Consider the following 20,998-nt stretch of genomic DNA (forward strand, 5'->3'; position numbering starts at 1 on the left):
TTCTGCACGACCCGTGTCGCGCCAGTTCGAAGGCTCGCTCCAAGGGTGTTTTACCCGGCTTCACTATTTAAGCTTTCGTCGCGTTTGGGCCCAAGCAGGCTTTGCAGTCGCCCTTGTCTTGGTACGGCAGACTGGCAATGAAGGCTCTCGCCTCTGCCAGTGAAGCGTAACTCGACCAGAGCACCTGACCTCCTGGAAATGCTGGTCTTCGCATCATGCCAATTCCAGAATTGCAAAAAATTCCGTCGTGTTTGTGAAAGCGAGCGCGCTTGGTATATCGAGACGAGTGTACCCAATAAGGCATAGGCATGGTCGCGCTTAACATCGCTCGAGCTCCAAAAACGGACGAGTTCAATGACGGCTGAACGAAAGAGCGAAAGTTACGACGAGCTATTGCAACAGAGTTGCCGGTCCCAACAAAACTGGAAAACCTCGGTCGTATGAAGAGCGACATACGCCTGAGTAGCAATTCTACAAGTTAGTCAGAGCTGGCTGTATAGTGCGGTCACTCGTTTTCGCCCGACGGCATCCACGCCCGTAACTCGAGCCCGGAGCCGACGTACGTTGCCGATCTCGTGCAGGTCCTCGCTCAGTGCCTTCATGGCTGCTGCCTTTGGGCTATGCGCAAAGACCATGCAGACATCGGACTGCTGTGAACGCCCTTCCGGGTCGGTGTTGAAGGACTCGACTTGAAATTCCTGTAGTGGCGCGTCGGTCATCAGGGCTCCAGGCGAGCATGCTATCACTTGTAGCGATGATCGTCTGCAGCCTTTGTCGATTAGAACAAGTGTTGGCACTCGCGCACCTACCACTGCCGGCAGTTTTAAAGAGGAAGCCTCAGCTTTTCACCGGCTAGAGCCTCCTCTTTCGTTGGGCGCTGAGGTGACATTTTTGACTAGGACACCATCGCTCGAACCAGCACCACCCATGCGGCAAACTGATTTGACTGATTAATATCAGTGCAGGTCCATCTGCGTTTGCGCTTAGCCACAAAGAGGCGTTAGTGGCGAAGTGGATATCATGTACCTCGGCTTTGCCCTGCAGATCGCGATTTACGCTCTGCTAGGGTATGCAGTCTACCGCGTAGGCCGACATTATCGACCCGACCTATTCTTCGATGCATATCTCATCGTCGGCCTCTTCTTCGTCGCCGGAATCCTCGTAACGATGACGACTTTGACGCCATGGGATATTCATTGACCCTAAGAGGGCATTAGCAATGATGGTCACATGCTGTTCCATGTGACCCTAATGATTATTGCATGACAAGGTCTGACACCTTTTCGGGTTCGGCTCATTGGCGTTCTTTATGATCGAAACGCTACGATGATGCCTCGCTACTTCTTCCACCTAAACGACGGCAGTAACAATCGAGACACGGTTGGAGTGGTGCTAGCTGATGACGGCAAAGCAAAATCCGAAGGTATTTCGGCTTTCATAGCGATAGCCGGGGATATGGGTGCCAATCTCTTCGACAACTCTTCCTGGCAAATGCGCGTAGAACAGGAGGGAGGACGGCACGTTTGCACGCTCACTCTGTCCGGAAACATCGTTTCTGGCTAAGGCTATGTGAACCAGCCAGAGTTGCGCGCCGTATACCTTTGCCGAGCGCTACCGCTTGGTAGTTAATGCTTAGGCGGTTTGTCGTGACTGATTTGCTGCCACACTATGAGCGCGCTGCTAAACTCCTGCTTGAAGCGAGACAGTGCAAAGAGCAAATTCTGTCTAACGAAATCGGCACCCTCGCAAAACTGGCGAGCATATTGAACGCGGCAAGCGCCGCTACCTTCGAAGAGCCAATAGCCGTGACACAGATTTATGAGCCCGTTTGGCTTGGTTCTAGGTGTATTGTCCGCTGACGAAGGCGCTTAGGCAGCTTTCCAATGTTAACAATGCATCGCTAATTCAGCAGCCACTCTGTGACAGCTTTGGTGTCAGCAGGTTTAGACAGGATTTCGATCCCTTCGAATTGTGAAGGAATGTGCATAGGGCGCACGGCGGAAACGAACGCGAAGCGACACCCAATTTCCGTAAGTCGTGTTGCTACCGGATAAACGAGCCCATCGGTGATGTTGATGTCCAGCAAGGCTGCGTCCGGCGGTTCGAAGGCATCAATAAGCAGCAGTGCTGATGCTGCGCTTTTGGCTGGCCCCAAAACCGTGCCGCCGGCGTCCTCAACGATGCAAACCATATGTGCGGCTATCAACGCATTATCTTCGACAATGAGGACGCTAAAACTCTCGGTCATGCGACCTCCTAATGTAGGAGGCGAACACGACACCACGCTTAACGATGCATCACATGTGCAGTGAGCGCTTAAAAGCCGCAAGTATCGACGGCAAGGCGGCGTAGAAAAAAGCCCAGCGCTTTGGCTGGGCAGTTTCTTCTCGCTCTCGTGAACCTGCGCAACGGCGGTTTCGTTCCGCCCAAACCAATTTACATAATTTGAAACCACTCGCCTCGCGGTTGCTTAGTAGCGCAGCATCCTTTGAGGAACTGCAATGCTGGCGTTCTATCGAGGGCATGTCATCGTTTTTCTGGGCGACAGCGAATTGTCGGCAGAGATTATGGAGCAGTCATCTTCTGCACCATTACCAACGAAGGTTTCGGCCACGCTGGAAAAGGGAGAGGCCGTCTGTTTGGAGCGGGCAAAGGCGCTCATCGACCTATACCTGTTAAGTTCGCAAGATGATCCAAAATTACCGCACTAAGACAATGCAGATGAATCTTTGCACGTGCGGAGGGATCTGTGATGCATTGTTGAATATAAATTCGTCTAAGATTCAAGGAATCTGCGCCAGAGCCGACTGGCAAATCGATTAGAAGGCTGTTGCAAAGCCCAAGCGCTTGTTTAACAGCCCGATGGCTCCAAATGCCGAATGTCAGCTTCCCAGCCCATAGTCGACAGTTGACGAAGCGGGGCAATGAAGCGCATATATCAGGCATGCTGATGCTTCACGCATTGGAAACACGGCTCGCTTCGGCGGGCTTTTTTTTATGCGCCTTACCAGCCGAACCAGTGGAAATGCAGGGTTATTGGCCAAAGAGCCGATACGGCGGTCGCCATAGTTGCCGCAGCGGCGAAGAACAGCGTCCAGCCTTCCAAGCGAATGGTATTTCGGGTCAAAACTGGGACGCCGTCCCAATACAGCTGGTTCGATCCATCCAGCCCCCACTTGTCGTAGTCGGCGATGGGCACAAGCCTTACATGATCGGGCCAATGCGGCGGGGTTTGCCAAAGCGCCTCGTGCTTAGTGCCCTCAGCCTCTGCTCTGCTTCTGGGAAATTGCATCTTTTTCTCTGTCCGGGCCGGTGAGAACTTACCACTCTAAGGCCTTTGGAGGTCAAATGCTCGATCTCCATGCCTGCCCCAATGACGAGCTGGTTGCCGAGGTGAAGCGTCGGCTAGAGGGCGCTACCCTTGGCTTTCACGGCAGGTACACGACCAACCAGCAGGACTTTCGCGAAGCTTGGACGGACGCGATGGATCTTCTGCACGACCTATGCAACGGCGACTTCGATCGCTGGCAGCCGCACCGGCAGATGATGATTGATGCACTGGAGCGCCACGGTGGCGATCGGGTGCAGAACCGGCGCCAGCTTTATGCCGTGAACACCACCTTCCATTGTCGATCAGCTGAGGAAGATCACGCACCACAGCAGGCAGCCTGATGACACGGACAAGTGCCCGCAAGCGTGGGTACACCGCCGCCTGGGACAAGGCTCGCGCGGCCTTCCTTGCTGAACCGGACAACCAGTTCTGCCGAGAGTGCGAGAAGACTGGGCTGCTCAACCCAGGCACTATGCACCTTGATGGGACGTTGGAGACGAACCCATGGCGAATGCACCTCGTGGTCGACCACATCATCGCGCACAAGAATGATCAGCGGTTGTTCTGGGATAGGTCAAACTGGCAGCCCCTTTGTCCCGACCATCACGACATCATCAAGCAGCGCGAAGAGCATGGTCGAATGACCGGCGCCGTTGACATTAATGGTCGGCCGGTGGGCGCTCATCCCTGGAACCTCTGACTAAGGTCGAGGCAGGGGGCGGGGGTGTCGAAAGTCTAAGGCGCCTTAGGGGGCGGACCGGCTGGGGCAAGCGTTCGCACTGAGAGCAAATTCAGAAATAAAAGTTGGGGCCACCCCTTTAGGGGGTGATGTGTTTCAACGAACGAGCTGGAAAAGAATGAACGGCATAGCGACGATCATTGCGGTGCCCACTGCGGTCACCCCGGCGATGGCGCTGTAAAGAGCCGCGAGCGAAACCCATTCCATCTTCTCGTCAACGGATCCGGCGTAACTGGCCTTGAGCCAAAACGCTGCAGCCATCAGGCCCAGCCCAGCCGCTGCTACCCCAAGGTAGATGATGATCGTCATTTCCAAGCTCCGCACTGTGCTGTGCCGACGCTAAACGGAGTTTGAGCAGGCAGCAATGAAACTGGTTGAGGACACTGGCAGCATCGTCGAGCAGCCCGACTGGGAAAGCTTGTTCAACGACGAGCTCGAGATAGGCGCGGTGACCGAACACTGGCGCCGGGTCACCACCGAATTGCGCGATCGGAAGCTTCTAGCGGCAGGCAACGTGCACGCGCTGCAGCGCCTGGTCGTCGCCTACGTCCTCTACGATCGCAGCCTGCGCGAAGTCGCCGAGCACGGCGCGGTGACCAAGCCGAAGCGCGGCAACCCGAAGGCAATAGCGCGCACGTCGCCGCACTTCGCTGCCATGCGCGAGCTGGCGTCGGACGCGGCCGTCCTGGAAGCGGAGTTTGGTCTCTCGCCGCGGCGCCGTTCGGCGGCCACGGTGGCGGAGCGCAAGAAGACGGTGGTTCGCGCATCCGATGAATTCACGAGCAAGAAAGGCGCCGGCTGATCCGGCAACAGCCTGGGCGCAAGACGCGGTCGCAGGCAAGTTCGTCGTCGGCGATTTGGTGGCTGCCGCTGCCGAGCGCCACCTGCGCGATCTGAAGGACGGGAAGCAGCGTGGCCTGTACTGGTCATCCGATCATTCGAACCGCGTCCTGCGGTTCCTGCCGGCCATGCTATCGATCACCGAGGGCGCCAAGGTCGGCCAGCCCTTCCACCCGTTGCCGTATCACCGGTTCGTCGCGGGCTCGCTATTCGGCTGGCGAAGGGAATCGGGGCGCATGCGCTTTCGGTCCGGCTGGATCGAGACCGGCAAGGGTCAGGCCAAGTCGCCGTTAATGGCGGCGATCGGCATCTACATGACGGGCTTCTATGGCATCCAGCGTGCCAAGGCCTTCGCCATTGGCCAGGACAAAAATACCGCGAACGTGCTCTTCAAGGACGCGGTCGCCATGTGCCGGGCAACGACGCCAGGGCATGAAGACGGCGACAGCATGCTGACCCGCGGCGACGTGCTGATCCGCGGCGAAGGCGACAACGCCTGGAAGATCGAGTTTCCCGAGCACGACGCGCTATTCCAAGCGCTGGCAAACGGCGAGGCGGTGTCTGGCCCGAAGCCGACGCTGGTCGCGGCCGACGAGATCCACGAGTTCAAGACGAACACGTCGATCGAGCTTTGGAAGGAAGCTATCGCCAAGATGCCGGGCGATGCCCTGATGCTGCTTGGCACGAACACGCCGGCGTCCAACCAGATCGTCGGTACTGAATATTCCGAGTTTTACCAGCGGGTCGCCAAGGGCGAGTTCTACGACGACGAGGCTTTCAGCTTCATCGCCCGGGTCGACAAGGCTGACCGCGAAGAGGTCTTTGACAAGCCCGAGGTGTGGACCAAGGCGCTGCCGGCGCTGGGAGTGACGTTCCCGCTGGAGAATATCCAAGGCCGCGTCAACACGGCCAAGCAGCTGCTCTCGACGGCGCTGTCGGTGAAACGGCTCTACTTCGGCATTCCGGTCGGATCAACCGACTTCTGGATTGCCGAGGAAGCCTGGTCGGCGGTTCAGGGGAAAGTCGACGAGTTGAAGCTTAAGGGCTTCAAGTGCTGGCTTGCGCTGGACTTGTCGAAGAAAAACGACCTCACGGCGCTATCGTGCTGCTGGATCGACCGGCACGGCAAGCTGCAGGTCAAGACCTGGTACTGGACGACTAAGGTCGGCATTGAGGACCGGGCCCGCGCTGACATGGCGCCCTATGACAAATGGGCGTTGGACCCGGCGACCTGCCTCAATGCTGTCGATGGCGCGGTGATCGACAAGACTTTCGTAGCGGCGAAGGTGCAGGAAATCTGCGCGACCCATGCCGTCGAGTTCCTCGCGTTCGATCCTGCCGGCATGGCCGACTTCATCACCGCATGTGAGGAAATCGGCTTTCCGGTCTGGCGCTTCAGAGGCTCGGACGAGCCTGCGGGCAAGGGCCTGAAACTCGTCAGCCACGCCCAGGGCAAGCTGGTCAGGTTCGAAGACAAGCAGTTGACCATGCCGCGCTCGATCGAGCGGCTGGAAGACCGCATCCTTGAGAAGTCCATCACCATCGACGCTTCGCCGGTGACCTATAGCTGCGCAGCAAATGCATGTGTCGTCAGTGACGGCCAAGAGAACCGCGCTTTCGACAAGGAGCGCTCCCGTGGAAGGATTGACGGCATGGTAACGATCGCGATGGCCGTCGGCGCAGCGACCAACGAAATGGCTGATGCCAAGGGCTCACCGTATGAGCGCCGCGGCATGCGGATGGTCTGACAATGGGCCTTCGCGAATTGTTCGGCATGGGTGCGCGCGGTAGCAGCGCCCGATCGGCGCCACAGGCTGCCTATGGCGACAGCGGCATGTTTCTGTCGACCACTGACCCACGCGTTATCGAGTTCTTGCGGGACGGCATGATGACGGCATCCGGGTTCACCGTGAACCCAGAGACGGCTCTCCGCAATCCAGCAATGTTTCGGGCTTGCAGCCTGATCTCGAACTCCATCGGCATGTTGCCGCTCAATTTGATGGTGAAGGCGACCAAAAAAAAGGCCGTCGATCACCCGCTTCATCGCCTTCTGCATCGCCAGCCGAACGACTGGCAAAGCGCCTTCGACTTTCGGGCCCTGATGCAGCTGCGGGCACTGGTCCATAAAGACGCTTTCGCGCTGATCATCCGCTCGCGGGATCTTCGCAGCGGCAAGGACAAGCTCCTGCGCCTCGTGCCGCTTGATCCCAAGCGCATGGAAGTCGAGCAGCTCAACGACTGGTCGGTGGTCTACAAATACCAGCCAAAAACCGGCGCCAAAATCGTCTACCAGGCTCGGGACATTTTCCATCTGCGCGGTATGTCGCTCGATGGCCTGCATGGCTTCTCGCTGGTCGAGCAGGCCAAAGAGGCGATCGGGCTGGCCTTGAGCGCGGAACTAGCTGCTGGTCGCATTTTCAAGAACGGCGCTTTCGTCGACGGCGTGCTGGTGACCAAGGGCGAACTGAGCCAAGAGGCTTTCGACCGCCTCAAGAAGTCATGGTCCGACCGCCACTCCGGCGCCGACAACGCCGGCAACACGCCGCTCCTGGAAGGCGAAACCGAATACAAGGCTGTCGGCTCATCCGCAAAAGACGCGCAGATGAACGAGCTGCGCAAGCTTCAGATCGAGGAAATTGGACGCATCTCCGGCGTGCCGCGCCCGCTCCTGATGGTCGACGAGACCAGCTGGGGCTCGGGCATTGAAGCGCTGGGCCAGTTCTTCGTCGCCTATGCCTTGAACCCATGGTTTGAGGCTTGGCAGCAGGCCATCGAGCGCTCGCTGCTTACCGATGAAGAAGCAGATCTCTACGAGGCCAAGTTCAACCCCGGTGCATTGTTGCGCGGCTCCCTCAAGGACCAGGCCGACTACTTCGCGAAAGCAAGCGGCGCCGGCGGGCATCAGCCGTGGATCTACACCGACGAAATCCGCGACACGATGGACATGGAAGTTCGCGATGCACCGCCGCACCCGATGATGGGGCACAACGGCGGGCCCGCTCTCGATGAGCCCGAACCGGAAGCCAAGCCTGCCCCGAAAAAGGGAAAGAGCGAGGAAGAAGACGATGAATAAGCCCCAGCCAAAACCCGCAGCGATCGTGGCCGGATCTTCGGTGGCCCGGCCGCCTCGCGGAGCCACCACCAAGCCCCAGAACATGGCTCGGCCCGCTGCCCTTCCAGTGCCAGCCAATCGCCAGGTGCACGCCTTCACGACGCCGCAGGTGATGGAAAAGTGGTCGGAGGATGCTGCAGGCGTTCGCGCCATTGCCACCGGCGACAACATTATCACGATGTTCGATGCCATTGGCGAGGATTACTGGACCGGCGGCGGCGTCACGGCCAAGAAGGTCGCTGCTCAGTTGCGCGCAATTGGTCCGCGCCCTATCGAGGTCCAGATCAACTCACCAGGTGGCGACGTCTTTGAAGGGATCGCCATTTACAATGTTCTGCGCGAGCATCCCGAGCCGATTACGGTCAAGGTGATGGGCATGGCCGCCTCCGCTGCCTCGATCATCGCCATGGCCGGCGACACGATTGAGATCGGCGCCGCATCCTTCATCATGATCCACAACACTTGGGTGGTCAGCGCCGGCAACCGGCATGACATGCGCGAAGTGGCCGAATGGCTGGAGCCGTTCGATACTGCACTCGTCGACGTCTACGCCGCGCGCACCAAGCAGGATGCCAAGGCTATTGCCAAATGGATGGACGACGAGACGTTCATGTCCGGATCCATGGCAATCGAGCGCGGCTTTGCCGATGCGCTGCTGCCTTCTGACACAATGACCCAGGACGAGCCGGCCAAGGCCGAAGATCGCCGGGTCAATGAGCTTCGCGCCATGGAGCTCACACTGGTTTCTGCTGGCAAGTCGCGCACCGATGCGCGCGCCAGCATCAACAAGATCAAGGGCACGCCCGGCGCTGCCACTGATGCGGTCGACACCGTCACGCCAGGCGCTGACGATGCCGATGACTACACCGGCCTTGCCGGGCTTCTCGCCTCTTTCCAAAACACCTGAACAGGAGCTTCAGATGAAGCACTCTTCCGCGCTCGCCATGCTGGCGAGTTCGACGGCGCTCGCCCCTGTGCCGCGCGCTGTCACCGTCATGCCGCGCGCTGACGCCAACGACCCCAAGGCCATGATCGCTGCCATCCAGAACGCGTTCGACGAGTTCAAGAAGGCCAACGATGAAAAGCTGAATGGCAAGGCCGACGCGCTGATCAATGCCAAGGTCGACCAGATCAATGCCGCCATCGACAACTACCAGACGGCGATCGACGACATCAACGCCAAGATCGCCGCGGCGAACATCGGCAACGTCATCGGCGATATGCCGGCTGACCCGGAATATGTGAAGGCTTTCAAGGCCCACATGCGCAAGGGCGACGTCAGCGCCGCGATGACCAAGGGCACCGATGCCGACGGTGGCTATCTCGCTCCGATCGAGTGGGACCGCACCATCACGGGCAAGCTCAAGCGCATCTCGCCGATCCGCGCCAATGCACGCGTGCAGTCGATCACCACGGCCGGCTTCAAGAAGCTGTTCACCGATCGTGCGGTCGGCTCCGGCTGGGTCGGTGAAACCGCCTCGCGTCCGGCAACGTCCACGCCGCAGCTGGGCCAGCTCGACTTTATCCCTGGTGAAATCTACGCTAACCCGGCGATTTCCCAGCAGATGCTCGACGATTCCGCCGTTGACCTCGAGCAGTGGTTGGCTGACGAAGTGGACACCGAGTTCGCTCGTCAGGAAGGCATTGCCTTTGTCGGCGGCGACGGCGTCAACAAGCCCTTCGGCATCCTCACCTATGTCACCGGTGCCGCAAATGCCGCCAAGCATCCCTGGGGCGCCATTTCGGTCGTCAATTCTGGTGCCGCTGCTGCGCTGACCTCGGACGGGTTCATCAGCCTGTTCTACGACTTGCCGGGAGAATATGCCGGCAATGCCAAGCTGTACTCGAACCGCTTGAGCATCGGCGCGATGCGCAAGCTCAAGGACGGGCAGGGCAACTACCTGTGGCAGCCGTCATACCAGGCCGGCCAGCCGTCGACCCTCGCCGGCGTCCCACTCGTCGAGGTCAACGATATGCCGAACGTGGCGGCCGGCAACATTGCCGCGCTCTACGGCGACATGGACGCCACCTACCTGGTGGTGGACCGCGTCGGTATCCGCGTGCTGCGCGACCCCTTTACCAACAAACCCTTCGTGCACTTCTACACCACGAAGCGCGTCGGTGGCGGCGTGTACAACCCTGAGCCCATGCGCGCGCTCAAGGTCGCAGCCTAAACTCGGGCAGCGGGCTCCGGCCCGCTCCCATCCCGTTCATTTTGGAGGCCATTATGGCGAACACTACCAAGCAGACTGGCGCGGCCCCGGCAAATATCTCTGGCGCAACCAACTTCGACCCTTCGGGCGCTCCCATTCAGATCGTTTCCGATGTTGATCCGGCTCACCCTGCCGTTGACGACAATCCGCGTTCCGGCACTTCGGTTGACCAGAACCGTATCGACTTCAACGATCCGACCATTACCGGCCAGGAAGCGGTCGAAAAGGCACTGGGCTACTCCCATACAACTAGCGACCAGGCTGCAAAGTCAGACGACAAGTAACCTGGCACCGGGCGGAGTGAAGCCATGAGCATCAAGGTCATTACCCCGCCCGCGCCTTTCGTCACGCCGGCCGACATTGCTGGCTCTCACCCGTCAGACGACCCGGCGATTGTACGCATGATCGAGGCGGCGGTCGAAGAACTCGACGGCTATACCGGCTGGCTGGGTCGCTGCCTGGCGCCGCAGCTGCTGGAGTATTCGGCGGTCCCTTATCGAGCGCAGTTCTCGCTACCGATTGGGCCTGTTCTTGAAGTCGAAAGCGTCTCGATCGAGGATCATGGTGGCGTCCTGACTGCTCTTCAATCCGGAACATACTGGTTGCGTGACAGCGACGTCGGGATAACGTCTTGGCTGAACTCGCCGGGCTATCGTCAGCGCCACGTTCGCTACTGGGCCGGCTATGGCGTGCGCGACACGAACGACGCCACCAAGTGGGTCGATAAGGTGCCGGCGCGCGTCAAGCAGGCGGTCATCATGTCGGTGCAGCACATGAAAGCGCTTAGCGCGGAGAACCTGTTCCTGCGGTCTGAAGACGTCGAAGGTGTTGGAGCCCGGTCCTACACGGTCTCCGAGCAGGCTGGCGCCATCATCCATGATACCGCCAATCGGCTGCTGTCTGGCCTCAAGGTTCCTCGGATATGACGCCGGCCGAAGCCATCGCAATGCTTGACAAGCAAATTGCCGAGCATGGTCAAACTGTCAAATTGAAGCGCGGGACCACGGGACCGCACGAGACGCAGGCTTTTGTGCGCGGCTTCAAAGCGAGCGAGATTGCGGGATTGCTTCAACAGGGTGACCGTCAGGTCGTCGTTTCGCCGTCCGGACTTGGCAGTTTTGGTGTCCCTGAGGCGCAGGATAAGATCAGCATCGCTGGCAGCGCTGCGACCGTTCAATCTGTCGAGAGTGTTCGGATCGGCGACGTTCTGGTCAGGCTCAACCTGGTGGTTCGCGGCTGATGGCCGGCGCGGTGCAGATTTTCCGGGCAGCTGCGCGAGCTACCTTGGCCGAAACGCATAAGGCTCTGGTCGACCTGGCTAAGCGCGAGCATGCGCGTGTGATGCAGGCTGACCCCAAGCCGCAGCGGTTCACGCGCATCGTTGACGGGCAGCGTGGGGCGCCGGAAGAGCGCGTCTCGATCGGCGGTGAGATTCGGTATCGCTACAATCGGCTGGACGAAGTCGTGCGCGCCGCCATGGACACACTGTTTGACCTCTCGCCGGTTCTTTCGGGCGAGTATCGGTCGGCACATATGCTCTTCGTCAATGGCGCAAGTGCTTCAAACCTCGCCGATTGGGATGGTACGAGCGACATCATCATCACCAACACATTGCCCTACGCGCGCAAGATCGAGCTGGGAACGATGACGATGCGCGTGCCTGGTACCGAGCGCATATATGAGCAGGCTGAAGCCTTGCTTCGATCTCGCTTCGGCAATCAGGCGCGGATCGACTTCGTTTATCAGGGCGTCCTTGGCAAGATCACGACCGGCGGGCGCAAGGGCAACAAGGCAGGCAATCGCTATCCTGCACTGCGGATCAGGGGGCGCTGATGGCTGACTTCGCTGGTGCCAAAGCCGCTATTCGTCAACGGCTGGTCGATCTTTGGACTGCAACGCCGATCGCCTTCCAGAATGAGAAGCCCGAGGGCGAGTGGCCGCCGGTCGATGCAGACGGTTTTGCTTCGGACGCCTGGGTGTTGCTCGAGGTCGAAGCGACCCGCTCGGCGATGCGTGGGGCAGGGTCGCCGGGTCAGCAAATCTGGGTCGACGAGGGCTTTATCTACGTCCACGTGTTTGTGCCAACCGGTTCTGGTGACCAGATGGCTAGTCAGCATGCGACGGCCATCGGTGAACTCTTCCGTGGCGCAGTCTTCTATCGCGAAACCCCTGGCTGCTATGTCCGCACCTGGGCGCCCCGGATCGATGGTGGCGGATCGGGCGATGACAATGGCAACTGGTTTCGCATCACGATGAGCGTGCCGTTTGAATATTGGCATCTCGGCTAAACCTCGTTTCCCGCAATCGTTCACTCGGCCCGCTTCGGCGGGCTTTTTCATGAAAGGTGCCCAGCATGGCATTCCAGTCCGGCCGCAATGTTGCGGTGTCCTACAAGCCCGAAACCACTTTCGGCACTCTAGCCGGCAACACGGGGGCAAGGCTTTTCGTCCGAACTTGGGCCAGCTGACGCTTGCCAAAGAGCCGATCATGTCGAATGAAATTCGTCGCGACGGCCTTGCCAGCCGCGGACGGCACGGTTCGCGTTCGGTATCGGGGCAGTATGTCGGCGACCTGAGCCTTGGCACTTTCGACGAGCTGATCGAGGCGGCGTTCCGCGGCACTTTTGCGCCGACGCTGAGCATCACCGAGGCAACTGCTGGGCTGACCAGCATCACCACAACGACCAGCACCATTGTCGCTTCAGCCGGCTCCTGGATTGCCGCCGGACTGCGGGTCGGCGATGTCATTCGCCTTACCGGTCACTCCGCGGCTGAAAACAACGACCGCAACCTTCGCGTCACCGGGCTCACGGCCAGCACGATCACGGTGGCGGAAACGCTGACCGCTGTAGGCGCCGCCGATACGGCATTCGGTATCAGCCGCCCAAAGAAACTGCTGCAGGGCCTTGTCGCGCGCTCCTTCACCTTCGAAGAGCATGAGGCCGATATCGACGGCTCGGAAGTGTTCACCGGTGTCCGTGTCGGCGGCATGCAGCTCCAAATGCAGCCCAATGGCATGTGCGTCGTGACGTTCGACCTGGTCGGGCGCGACATGCAGGTTATGACGGGTGCCCAGTCGCCATATTACGCGGCGCCGGCTGAGTTCACCTCGATCGCAATGACCGCTGTCGAAGCGAAGATCCGCGTCGGCTCCGGCGATGTGCTCGACATCACTTCGCTCGACCTCAACCTCAACCTCAATGCCTCCGGCGTTCCCGTGGTCGGCTCCGTTGTAACGCCCGAAGTCTTCACCAACACAGGCACGGTCGAGGGCTCGATCACGGCTCTCAAGCAAGACGTGTCGCGCTCCCAGCAATATCTCAACGAAACCGAGTTGAGCCTGCACCTGCTGTTCGAAGAGCAGGAAACCGGCGCTGCCGACTTCTGCTCTTTCTATCTCGGCAACCTCACCTTGGGCAGCGCCACCAAGGGCGAGATCGGCACCGACAATGGTCGCACGCAGACGTTCTCGCTGCTCACCGGCGCCGATCAGCGCGGCGGTGCTTTCGACCGCACCACGCTCAAGTTCCAGACTTCAGCCACTTAACCTCAGGAGCAATCATGTCCAAGAACGAAAAGGCGGTCCGCGATGCGGCCGCTGCGCTTCATGACGCTATTGTCGTCGCTCAGAAAACCGGCCTCCACGTTGAGTGGCCGGCCACTGTCCAAGGCCTTCTTTCGATCTCCATCAGCGAGACGGCCAAGAGCGAACAGGATGCCGTTGTGACCGTCGTTGCCAAGGGCGTCGAGCCTGGCAGCCCTGAGCACGCCAAGGCCGAGCAGGCTGCGCAGAAGGCCGTCAACGGCTCTTCTGCAACCACCTAATCTAATCGGCCCGAACAGCCGCCAGAACGTCGCGCAAGCGACCAGCGGGCCCCGCGTGTCGGCGCGGGGCTCGTGACCTTCCGACAGAGGACAAAATGAACACCGAAAACACGGTACTCGAACTTTCGAGCGACGACTTTGCCAGTGCCGACACTGCCACAATGAACGTCATGGTCGGAGGCAAGCCATCTGGCTGGCTCTGGGAGTTTGCGGGGCCTAGCCATCCTAAGACACTTAACCAGGCGAACCGCACTGCACGGGAAACTCTGCACAAGACCCGGCTGATCGAGCAAGCGCAAGTCAACGGTCGCAAGTGGATTGCCGAAGAGCAGACGCCTGACCAAGTCCGCGCCGGCAATGTGGATTATGTCATCGAGCGTCTGCTGGGCTGGTCGGCCATACGGATCGACGGCGCTGACGTTCCGTTTACCGATGCCAAAGCCCGAGAAATGCTGGCAAACCCCAAGAACGTCAGTCTCCTTGCTCAGGCCATGGAATTCTTGGCTGCCGACAGTTCTTTTACGAAGCGCTCCGCCTAGCTCTACTCGACTTCGCAGAGCGCGAACTTCAATTATCGGCACGGGATAAGGACGGAACCAGTCTGCGGGACAACCTGCAGGGCCTTCTCAGCCGCGCCCGGACACACCAACGGCGCCAAGAGCTTTACGAGCAGCTGGCGCTCCCGAAGTTTCCAGAGCCGGTGCGCTATATATGGTCTGCCTATTGGGACATTCGATCCCGCCGCGGTAGCAATGGCTTCGGTGTCGTTCCTATTACGTGGAGCGATATCGATGCTTTCGCGCGACTGACCGGGCTGTACCTAGTGCCTTGGGAGGTCAAGATCATCACGGCGCTCGATGACCTTTGGCTAGCTACCGTCGGCAAGTCTGAAGCGAATAAGTAAGGTCTTCGAGTCGCTCGACATAGGCAGTCAGCACCGGCCGCAATGCCACATGTGCGTCGTTCCAAGCCAATGCGGCTTCCTGCTGGGTGCCATCCAGAGAGTTCACCACTGACCCCGTGGGAACGTCCGTAAGCTCTTCCAAAATTGTTCTGTAATGCGCGGAAAGGGCAGACATCGACGCTGCCAATTCCGCGCATTTCCCTTTGTCCGACTGAGCGGCGACAGGTGTCGCAAGCAAAAAAACCGAAGACAAAACGAGAAAAAGTTTCATTCGCATCTCCTGATCGAGACGCGAAAGCTACTTCACGACCCATGCAGGCACAAGCGAAGCCAAGGAAACGTCAATGACGCAGGCTATTACAGAACTCGTCGTTCGCGGCGATGGCGCACTGGCTGCCCTCGATCGCTTCGAAGCCAGCATGGAAAAGGCCGGCATTGCCACTGAGCATTCGACCGGGGCAATCGCCGATTTCGAACGCCGCATGGCCGCCGCACGATCGGCAATCGAACGCGGAAACGCGATCACCACAGAGTCGGTCGCAAGGAAGACTGCAGAACAGCGGGCATGGGATAAGTGGTCAGCGACGGTGGATCGCACTTCGGCCCTGCGGTTAAGGCTGGAGCGAGAAGCTGCTCAGGCTTCAGTTGCCGCTGCCAACGCCGTCAATCTTGGTTACGCCACCCAAGAGCAGGCGCTGTCGACACTCGTCGCCTTGGAGCGTCGCCATGCCGAGCAATTGCGAGCGGTGACCGACCAACACCAGAGTGCAACACAGGCAACGCTGGCGCATGCAGCAGCGAATGACAATTTGGCTATTTCCACCCAACGTGCAGCGGCAATGCGAGACGTTGGTGGCGGCAACTTGAACACCGCGAATATTGCCGCGCAGTTTCAGGATATCGGTGTTACCGCTGCCATGGGTATGAGCCCGATCATGATCGCCCTGCAGCAGGGTACTCAGCTCTCGGCAGTGCTCAACGGCATGCAAAGCCCGATCAAGGGTTTGGCGGCGGGTCTTATGTCCATCGTCAATCCGGTCAGCTTGCTGACGATCGGGTTTGTCGCGCTCGCGGCTGCGGCAGTCCAGTGGTTCGCAAGCGCTTCCGCCGGGTCAGAAGAGTCGGTCCGCACCTTGCAGGATCACAAGACCTGGTTGAACGAGCTGCTAGCCGGCTATGACGCCGTGGCAGAGGCGGCCACAAAGACGGTGGAAGCGGCGACCCGATTGCCGGAGGGCGTCGTTCGCTCTGACCTGACTGCCAATCTGCTCGAGCAGTATATTGCGGCCCAGGCTCTTCAGCAGCGCATCAGCGACACCCGGAATGAAATTGCCGAAATGGCGACGTTTCTCCGTGAGACAATGGATATCGGCTTGGGCGTTGGCGACAACACCGCTGCTATCGCCGCCGGCGCCCAGCAGATCGAAGTCATTCGAGATCTCGGTTTGTCCAGTAGGAACACGGCTGCGGAGCTTGAGCAGGTCATGGTTGCAGCCCGAGAGCTCTACAACACCGTCGACGATCCTTCAGTGCAGCAGATGGCCAAGCGCTTCTACGATCTGGCGCTCGAGCTCTTCAATGTGCAGGCGCAAGCGGAGGCGACGCGGTCTGCTCTGGCTACTCTTAACAACATGGATATCCAGATCAGTGTGCAGGCGGATACGAGCGCTGCCATTAGCGCGATCGAGGACTTGAAGCGCATGATGCCCGAGCTTCGTTCGGTGCGAGAACAGGCTCGGGATTCGCTGAACGAAGCTTTGGGCAAAGCGCCCGACGAAATCCTTCGGCAAGCGGCTCGAAATCAATACGCCGACACGATCGCTGCGCTCGATGAGCGCGATCGTCGCGATGAGGCGGCTAAACTTGCCAGCAAAGCAGCTCGTGGCGGCGGCAGTGGCGGTGGTCGCCAACATTTTGCTGGCATGGTCGAGAGCACACAGCAGTCGATCGACCAGCTTCGCCTGCAGGCCGAGACGATGAGTATGACGGGGCAAGCGGCGGCAGCGCTCCGCCATGAGCAGGAACTGCTCAACCAGGCAGCGAATGACAATATCGCTTTGTCGCCTGCACAGCGCGAGGAGATCGCGCTTCTGTCAGAACAGTATGCCCAGGCGGAAGCTTCGCTTGCCGGCGTGCAGTTTGCGATGGGCGATCCGACGCCGTGGGATGAAGCCATCGCCAACATCGCCAATCTCGACGCGGCATTAGCGACGGGTGCGATTTCTTGGGAGCAATATGGCGCGGCTGCTTTCCGGGCCAACTCCGGTGCAGCATCGGCCGTGCTTGGGCTCGCCAGCGGCATGACCGGCGCCCTGGCGTCCATGTTCAAAGACAACAAGGCTTTTGCTGTCGCCAACGCCGTGGTGAGCACTGCCGAGGCGGTAATGAAGGCTATGGCGACCTATGGACCGACACCCTGGGGCTTTGCTGCCGCTGGCGTGGCTGCCGCCACAGGTGCTGCCCAAATTGCCACCATCATGTCTGCCCAGAAGGGCAGTGGCAGCGTCTCGCGTCCGAGTGGCGGTGCAACAGCCGGGAGCGCGGCGCAGGCCGCTCCCGCTGCGCAGCGCGCGACGCAGATCAACCTCACCCTGGCCGGTTCTGGTCGCTACAGTCGAGAGGACGTTCGCGACCTCATCGAGCAGCTGACCGATGGCATCAACGATGGCGTCGACCAGGGCAAGTTCAAGCTGGCGGTGAACTCATGATCGTTCTCTCGCGCGGCTTGCTGCTTGAGCCGTCAACCTCCGTCAGCCTCGAGGCACCGGTGATCCTCTGGGAGTCGGTGGTTACGCGCGACACGATCACCGCCAGCTCCGAGCACGAGGATTACCCTGCCACCAATCTTGCGACCGACTCCACCATCGAAAGGTGGCGGGCTGCAGCGGCGGGGCTCGTGACGATCGAGGTCGACAGCGCCGGAGAAGAGGTCGATGCCATTGGCATTGCGCGGCACAACTTCGGCTCGAACCATACAATATCGATCGAGGCGGAGATCGCGCAAAATTCGGGCGCTCAGTGGGTCGAGGTCATCGCGCCAAACATGCTGCCCGACAATAGTCCGGTGCTGTTTCGGTTCGCGCCGATCGTGGCCAACCGGTTCCGAATTCACATCAACGGCGGCAACACGCCGCCATCGGCCGCGGTGATCTATGCCGGCAAGCTGCTCGTCTTGCCGCACGGGATCTCGGCGGGACACGTGCCGCTCGACCAGGCGCATGAAACGCAGCTCGCCAACGGCCGCTCGGAAGCCGGCAACTTCCTGGGTCGCATCATAACCGGCCAGAGTGCGCAAACGACCGCGTCGTTCGATATGCTGCCGATCGGCTGGTACTATGAGGCCATGGAGCCTTTCATCGCTCGCGGCACGACCGGGCCGTTCTTCTTTGCTTGGCTGCCGCAGGATCGTCCGCAGGATGTAGGGTTCGCCTGGCTCAATGCCGATCCTCGCCCCAGCATGGGCAGCCTGTTCTTCGACGTTTCGCTGGATATCGGCGGCATCACCTGGTGATCATCATGGAACCAACCTGGCTTACCGTCCTCTGGGTCGGGGCAATGGCTTTCTGCTTTGGCGTAGCCGTTGAACGCATCCGTAAGGGAATGAAAATGGTCAAGGCAGACGCTGAGCGCCGAAGCCAGATCAACATCACGCTCAACCCGGGTCACCGCTACAGCCGCAATGATGTTTGCAGCCCCATAGAGCGACTGGCTGACGGGATTGATCCAAAGGGCGGCGCGCGGTGAAGACTGATCGTTCCCTGACCTTTGTCGAGATCGACATTCCCTATTGCGCGCTGCGCTATGGGGAAGGGGCCTGCACGGCGCAGCTGGGCGTCGACAGCCCGGTCAAGTGCTTCAACACCTTTGCCACCTGTGCCAAGCGCAGCGTCTTTTCGGAAGGCATTGTGACGCTGCGGTTCGCCAAGGACGCGGCCTATCTGGGCGAAAGCGGCATCGACGCGATCCCGTCCATCGTGTCGGTGAACTATGACCCGGCCCGGCTGTCGCTGGGCGAGAAGAGCCTGGGCGCCCGCGCCAAGCTGTCGGTCACCTTTCGCGACCATCCTTACGGCGACACCGGCAGCGGCTTTGACAAGTATCGTGCCGAGCGACCCTATGACCCGGCCAAGGTCGGTTCGTTCTGGGGCAAGCTGCGCGCTCGGCATCCCATCCTCAATGGCCGCGCCATTCGCTTGATCCGCGGCGTGGTGGGGCAGGGCCTCGAGGAGATGGAAACGCGGCACCTGATGATCGACGGCCTGGACACGGCCGAAGATGGCAGGGCGACGATCGTCGGCAAGGATGTGCTGAAACTTGCCGATGGCGATCGGGCTTTGGCGCCGAAGGCCAGCAACGGCTATCTGCTCGCCGACATCAGCACGTCGGCAACGTCGTTCACCCTTGGGCCAAGCGGTATTGGCAACAAGGAATATCCGGCCAGCGGCTATCTGGCTCTGGGTGGCAAGGAGATCGTCTCCTTCACCCGCAGCAATGACGCGGTTACCATCGTCCGGGCCCAGTTCGAGACCACGGCCAAGGCGCATCGTGCCCAGGACCGGGCGCAGCTGTGCCTGAACTTTCTGGGCGTCAATGTGGCGGACATCCTCGCGACCCTGTTCCAGGATTATGCCGGCATCCCTGCATCGCAGATCCCGCTCGACGACTGGCGGGAAGAGACCAATGCCTATCTGCGCCGCGTCTACACGGCGCTGATTGCCGAGCCGACGCCGGTTCGTGATCTTGCTGCTGAACTGGTCGAGCAGGCGGCACTGGCGCTCATACCCGACGATATCGAACAGCGCATAAAGCTACAGGTGCTGCGCTCGATTTCGACCGACGCGGGGCTCTGGAGCGAGGAAAATATCGGGCAGGGGTCGTTGCGCATCAAGGACAAGCCTGAAAAACGCATTACCAACTGCGTGACCTATTACGGGCTGATCAATCCGCTTGAGAACGTCACAGACGCCAAGAATTATCGGTCCATCGAAGCGTTCGACGCCACCGACTTCGACGTCGAAGATCAGCCGCGCATCAAGCGCATCTACTCCCGCTGGATTCCGGCCTTTGGGCGCACCATTGCCGCGCGTCTCAACCTGATCCAGGTCGGCCGTTACAGCCGCGCGCCCAGGCAGTTCAGCTTCGACGTCTTCCGCAATGCGCCGGTGGCTTTTGGCGGCGGCTATCGCCTGAGTGCCTGGCCGCTGCAGCTGCCGACCGGTGAGCGGGAAAGCGTACCCATCCAGGTTGTCAGCCTGCAAGCTGAGGAAGCCTGGCAACGCCTCGACTGCGAAGAGGCCCGCTTCATCGACCTCGAAGAACTCGACCTCAACAACCGCGTCATCGTCATCGACGGCAACGCGTTCAACCTCAATTTTCGGACAATCCACGACGGCTTGTTTCCGCCGCTTCTCGCGGGCGACACCGTCACCTTTGTCATCAACAGCGGCGTGATCATCGGATCGCATTCCACCTCGCTGCCCGCCATCAATCTCGGCGCCTGGCCGGCTGGCTTTGTCCCTGCCATTCGATTGCGTGGTGGGGTTCGAGGCAAAGGCGGTGCAGGCGGTAATGGCGGTAGTGCAGGCAACAGCGGCGGAGCCGGTGGCGGGGGCGGAACGGCACTCTATGCTCGTCATCCGTTTACTCTGGAGCTCTTCGAGGGCGCGTCGCTCTGGGGCGGCGGCGGCGGTGGCGGCGGCGGTGCAGGTGGCCCCTCCAGTACGATCGGTGGTGGTGGTCGTGGCGGCGGCGGCGGTGGCGGCGCTGGTGTGGACGGTGGTTCCGGTGGCGGAGGTGCCAATCCAGGGCGTGGTGGTTCCCCGACTGGTGGCGGTAATGGTGGCAATGCTTCCGGTGAGGCTGGCGGAGGTCGAAGCGGTGGTAATCCGGGTAATGCGGGCGACCGAGGCGGCACCGGTACTAATCCCAATACGAACGGTGGCAATGGCGGCGTCGCGGGTGCTGCCATCGACGGCAATTCGTATTCGACCAAGACTGGGCCGACCAACACCCTTCGCGGTCGACTGATCAACTAG

General features: G+C 60.2%; 28 protein-coding genes. 22 read left to right on the plus strand and 6 right to left on the minus strand.

The genetic code is table 11. The features are described 5' to 3' along the window. Window positions 1-482: 482 nt before the first annotated feature. Together G5575_RS15715 and G5575_RS21270 are read right to left on the minus strand one after the other, a co-directional pair. Window positions 483-719 (minus strand): hypothetical protein, encoded by a 237-nt coding sequence (locus G5575_RS15715; protein WP_164535165.1) that lies wholly within the window; start codon window positions 717-719, stop codon window positions 483-485. A 388-nt stretch (window positions 720-1,107) separates the two neighbouring features. Continuing rightward, window positions 1,108-1,230: a hypothetical protein gene (locus G5575_RS21270; RefSeq protein ID WP_268904451.1), complete on the minus strand. Its 123-nt coding sequence runs from the start codon at window positions 1,228-1,230 to the stop codon at window positions 1,108-1,110. A gap of 99 nt (window positions 1,231-1,329) precedes the next feature. Between G5575_RS21270 and G5575_RS22365 the strand changes: the two genes are divergently transcribed. Continuing rightward, window positions 1,330-1,563: a DUF6894 family protein gene (locus G5575_RS22365; RefSeq protein WP_407924876.1), complete on the plus strand. Its 234-nt coding sequence runs from the start codon at window positions 1,330-1,332 to the stop codon at window positions 1,561-1,563. A 337-nt stretch (window positions 1,564-1,900) separates the two neighbouring features. Here the strand turns inward: G5575_RS22365 and G5575_RS15720 are convergent, their stop codons facing one another. Next, the gene (locus tag G5575_RS15720; protein WP_164535166.1) at window positions 1,901-2,248 is read right to left on the minus strand and encodes a response regulator; all 348 of its coding nucleotides are present in this window, start codon (window positions 2,246-2,248) and stop codon (window positions 1,901-1,903) included. Between the two features lie 253 nt (window positions 2,249-2,501). Here G5575_RS15720 and G5575_RS15725 point away from each other — a divergent pair, with 253 nt between their 5' ends. Further along, window positions 2,502-2,711 carry a hypothetical protein gene (locus G5575_RS15725; RefSeq protein ID WP_164535167.1) on the plus strand — a complete coding sequence of 70 codons (210 nt, stop codon included), beginning with the start codon at window positions 2,502-2,504 and terminating at the stop codon, window positions 2,709-2,711. A 293-nt stretch (window positions 2,712-3,004) separates the two neighbouring features. On the opposite strand, the gene G5575_RS15730 is transcribed toward G5575_RS15725, so the two are convergent. Next, complete coding sequence (locus G5575_RS15730; protein ID WP_164535168.1) at window positions 3,005-3,292, minus strand: hypothetical protein; 288 nt, start codon at window positions 3,290-3,292, stop codon at window positions 3,005-3,007. Between the two features lie 56 nt (window positions 3,293-3,348). Between G5575_RS15730 and G5575_RS15735 the strand changes: the two genes are divergently transcribed. Continuing rightward, entirely contained in the window at window positions 3,349-3,672 is a 324-nt protein-coding gene (locus G5575_RS15735) for a hypothetical protein (protein WP_164535169.1), read from the plus strand. Beyond that, window positions 3,672-4,031, plus strand: a complete 360-nt coding sequence (locus G5575_RS15740) for an HNH endonuclease signature motif containing protein (protein WP_164535170.1) — start codon at window positions 3,672-3,674, stop codon at window positions 4,029-4,031. The genes G5575_RS15735 and G5575_RS15740 overlap by 1 nt, the downstream gene beginning before the upstream one ends. 135 nt (window positions 4,032-4,166) lie before the next feature. Here G5575_RS15740 and G5575_RS15745 read toward each other — a convergent pair whose 3' ends face one another. Beyond that, window positions 4,167-4,379: a hypothetical protein gene (locus G5575_RS15745; RefSeq protein WP_164535171.1), complete on the minus strand. Its 213-nt coding sequence runs from the start codon at window positions 4,377-4,379 to the stop codon at window positions 4,167-4,169. A gap of 55 nt (window positions 4,380-4,434) precedes the next feature. Here G5575_RS15745 and G5575_RS15750 point away from each other — a divergent pair, with 55 nt between their 5' ends. The 14 genes from G5575_RS15750 (at window position 4,435) to G5575_RS22505 (ending at window position 14,963) form a co-directional block, all read left to right on the plus strand. Beyond that, window positions 4,435-4,872 carry a P27 family phage terminase small subunit gene (locus G5575_RS15750; RefSeq protein WP_164535172.1) on the plus strand — a complete coding sequence of 146 codons (438 nt, stop codon included), beginning with the start codon at window positions 4,435-4,437 and terminating at the stop codon, window positions 4,870-4,872. Then, window positions 4,841-6,658 (plus strand): terminase large subunit, encoded by a 1,818-nt coding sequence (locus tag G5575_RS15755; RefSeq protein ID WP_164535173.1) that lies wholly within the window; start codon window positions 4,841-4,843, stop codon window positions 6,656-6,658. The genes G5575_RS15750 and G5575_RS15755 overlap by 32 nt, the downstream gene beginning before the upstream one ends. A gap of 2 nt (window positions 6,659-6,660) precedes the next feature. Then, window positions 6,661-7,983 carry a phage portal protein gene (locus G5575_RS15760; RefSeq protein WP_164535174.1) on the plus strand — a complete coding sequence of 441 codons (1,323 nt, stop codon included), beginning with the start codon at window positions 6,661-6,663 and terminating at the stop codon, window positions 7,981-7,983. Then, a complete protein-coding gene (locus tag G5575_RS15765) occupies window positions 7,976-8,929 on the plus strand; it encodes a head maturation protease, ClpP-related (protein WP_164535175.1) in 954 nt (317 codons plus the stop codon). Before G5575_RS15760 ends, G5575_RS15765 begins: the two co-directional genes overlap by 8 nt. A 13-nt stretch (window positions 8,930-8,942) precedes the next feature. Beyond that, entirely contained in the window at window positions 8,943-10,196 is a 1,254-nt protein-coding gene (locus tag G5575_RS15770; protein WP_164535176.1) for a phage major capsid protein, read from the plus strand. 53 nt (window positions 10,197-10,249) lie between these two features. Continuing rightward, complete coding sequence (locus G5575_RS15775; RefSeq protein WP_164535177.1) at window positions 10,250-10,519, plus strand: hypothetical protein; 270 nt, start codon at window positions 10,250-10,252, stop codon at window positions 10,517-10,519. 24 nt (window positions 10,520-10,543) lie between these two features. Then, window positions 10,544-11,161: a head-tail connector protein gene (locus G5575_RS15780; RefSeq protein ID WP_164535178.1), complete on the plus strand. Its 618-nt coding sequence runs from the start codon at window positions 10,544-10,546 to the stop codon at window positions 11,159-11,161. After that, window positions 11,158-11,475 (plus strand): hypothetical protein, encoded by a 318-nt coding sequence (locus G5575_RS15785; RefSeq protein ID WP_164535179.1) that lies wholly within the window; start codon window positions 11,158-11,160, stop codon window positions 11,473-11,475. The genes G5575_RS15780 and G5575_RS15785 overlap by 4 nt, the downstream gene beginning before the upstream one ends. A 44-nt stretch (window positions 11,476-11,519) precedes the next feature. After that, entirely contained in the window at window positions 11,520-12,068 is a 549-nt protein-coding gene (locus tag G5575_RS15790; protein ID WP_164535180.1) for a hypothetical protein, read from the plus strand. Further along, the gene (locus G5575_RS15795; RefSeq protein ID WP_164535181.1) at window positions 12,068-12,523 is read left to right on the plus strand and encodes a hypothetical protein; all 456 of its coding nucleotides are present in this window, start codon (window positions 12,068-12,070) and stop codon (window positions 12,521-12,523) included. The genes G5575_RS15790 and G5575_RS15795 overlap by 1 nt, the downstream gene beginning before the upstream one ends. A gap of 199 nt (window positions 12,524-12,722) precedes the next feature. Beyond that, window positions 12,723-13,781, plus strand: a complete 1,059-nt coding sequence (locus tag G5575_RS15800) for a phage tail tube protein (protein WP_164535182.1) — start codon at window positions 12,723-12,725, stop codon at window positions 13,779-13,781. A 14-nt stretch (window positions 13,782-13,795) separates the two neighbouring features. Beyond that, window positions 13,796-14,059, plus strand: a complete 264-nt coding sequence (locus G5575_RS15805) for a hypothetical protein (protein ID WP_164535183.1) — start codon at window positions 13,796-13,798, stop codon at window positions 14,057-14,059. 95 nt (window positions 14,060-14,154) lie between these two features. Further along, a complete protein-coding gene (locus G5575_RS15810) occupies window positions 14,155-14,598 on the plus strand; it encodes a hypothetical protein (RefSeq protein WP_164535184.1) in 444 nt (147 codons plus the stop codon). A 74-nt stretch (window positions 14,599-14,672) separates the two neighbouring features. Further along, window positions 14,673-14,963, plus strand: a complete 291-nt coding sequence (locus G5575_RS22505; protein WP_456236465.1) for a phage tail assembly chaperone — start codon at window positions 14,673-14,675, stop codon at window positions 14,961-14,963. Here G5575_RS22505 and G5575_RS15815 read toward each other — a convergent pair. After that, entirely contained in the window at window positions 14,932-15,234 is a 303-nt protein-coding gene (locus tag G5575_RS15815) for a hypothetical protein (protein ID WP_164535185.1), read from the minus strand. The two genes, G5575_RS22505 and G5575_RS15815, sit on opposite strands and share 32 nt — an antisense overlap. Before the next feature lie 73 nt (window positions 15,235-15,307). Here G5575_RS15815 and G5575_RS15820 point away from each other — a divergent pair, with 73 nt between their 5' ends. Genes G5575_RS15820 through G5575_RS20725 form a run of 4 tightly spaced genes read left to right on the plus strand, consistent with a single transcriptional unit; the run spans window position 15,308 to window position 20,998 of the window. Further along, window positions 15,308-17,671, plus strand: coding sequence for a phage tail length tape measure family protein (locus G5575_RS15820; protein WP_164535186.1), 2,364 nt, complete (start codon window positions 15,308-15,310; stop codon window positions 17,669-17,671). Next, window positions 17,668-18,474: a discoidin domain-containing protein gene (locus G5575_RS15825; protein ID WP_164535187.1), complete on the plus strand. Its 807-nt coding sequence runs from the start codon at window positions 17,668-17,670 to the stop codon at window positions 18,472-18,474. Before G5575_RS15820 ends, G5575_RS15825 begins: the two co-directional genes overlap by 4 nt. Continuing rightward, a complete protein-coding gene (locus tag G5575_RS15830; RefSeq protein WP_164535188.1) occupies window positions 18,471-18,707 on the plus strand; it encodes a hypothetical protein in 237 nt (78 codons plus the stop codon). Before G5575_RS15825 ends, G5575_RS15830 begins: the two co-directional genes overlap by 4 nt. Further along, window positions 18,704-20,998: a hypothetical protein gene (locus G5575_RS20725; protein WP_164535189.1), complete on the plus strand. Its 2,295-nt coding sequence runs from the start codon at window positions 18,704-18,706 to the stop codon at window positions 20,996-20,998. Before G5575_RS15830 ends, G5575_RS20725 begins: the two co-directional genes overlap by 4 nt.

The sequence above is a fragment of the Devosia aurantiaca genome, from assembly GCF_011058215.1.
Classification (GTDB): domain Bacteria; phylum Pseudomonadota; class Alphaproteobacteria; order Rhizobiales; family Devosiaceae; genus Devosia; species Devosia aurantiaca.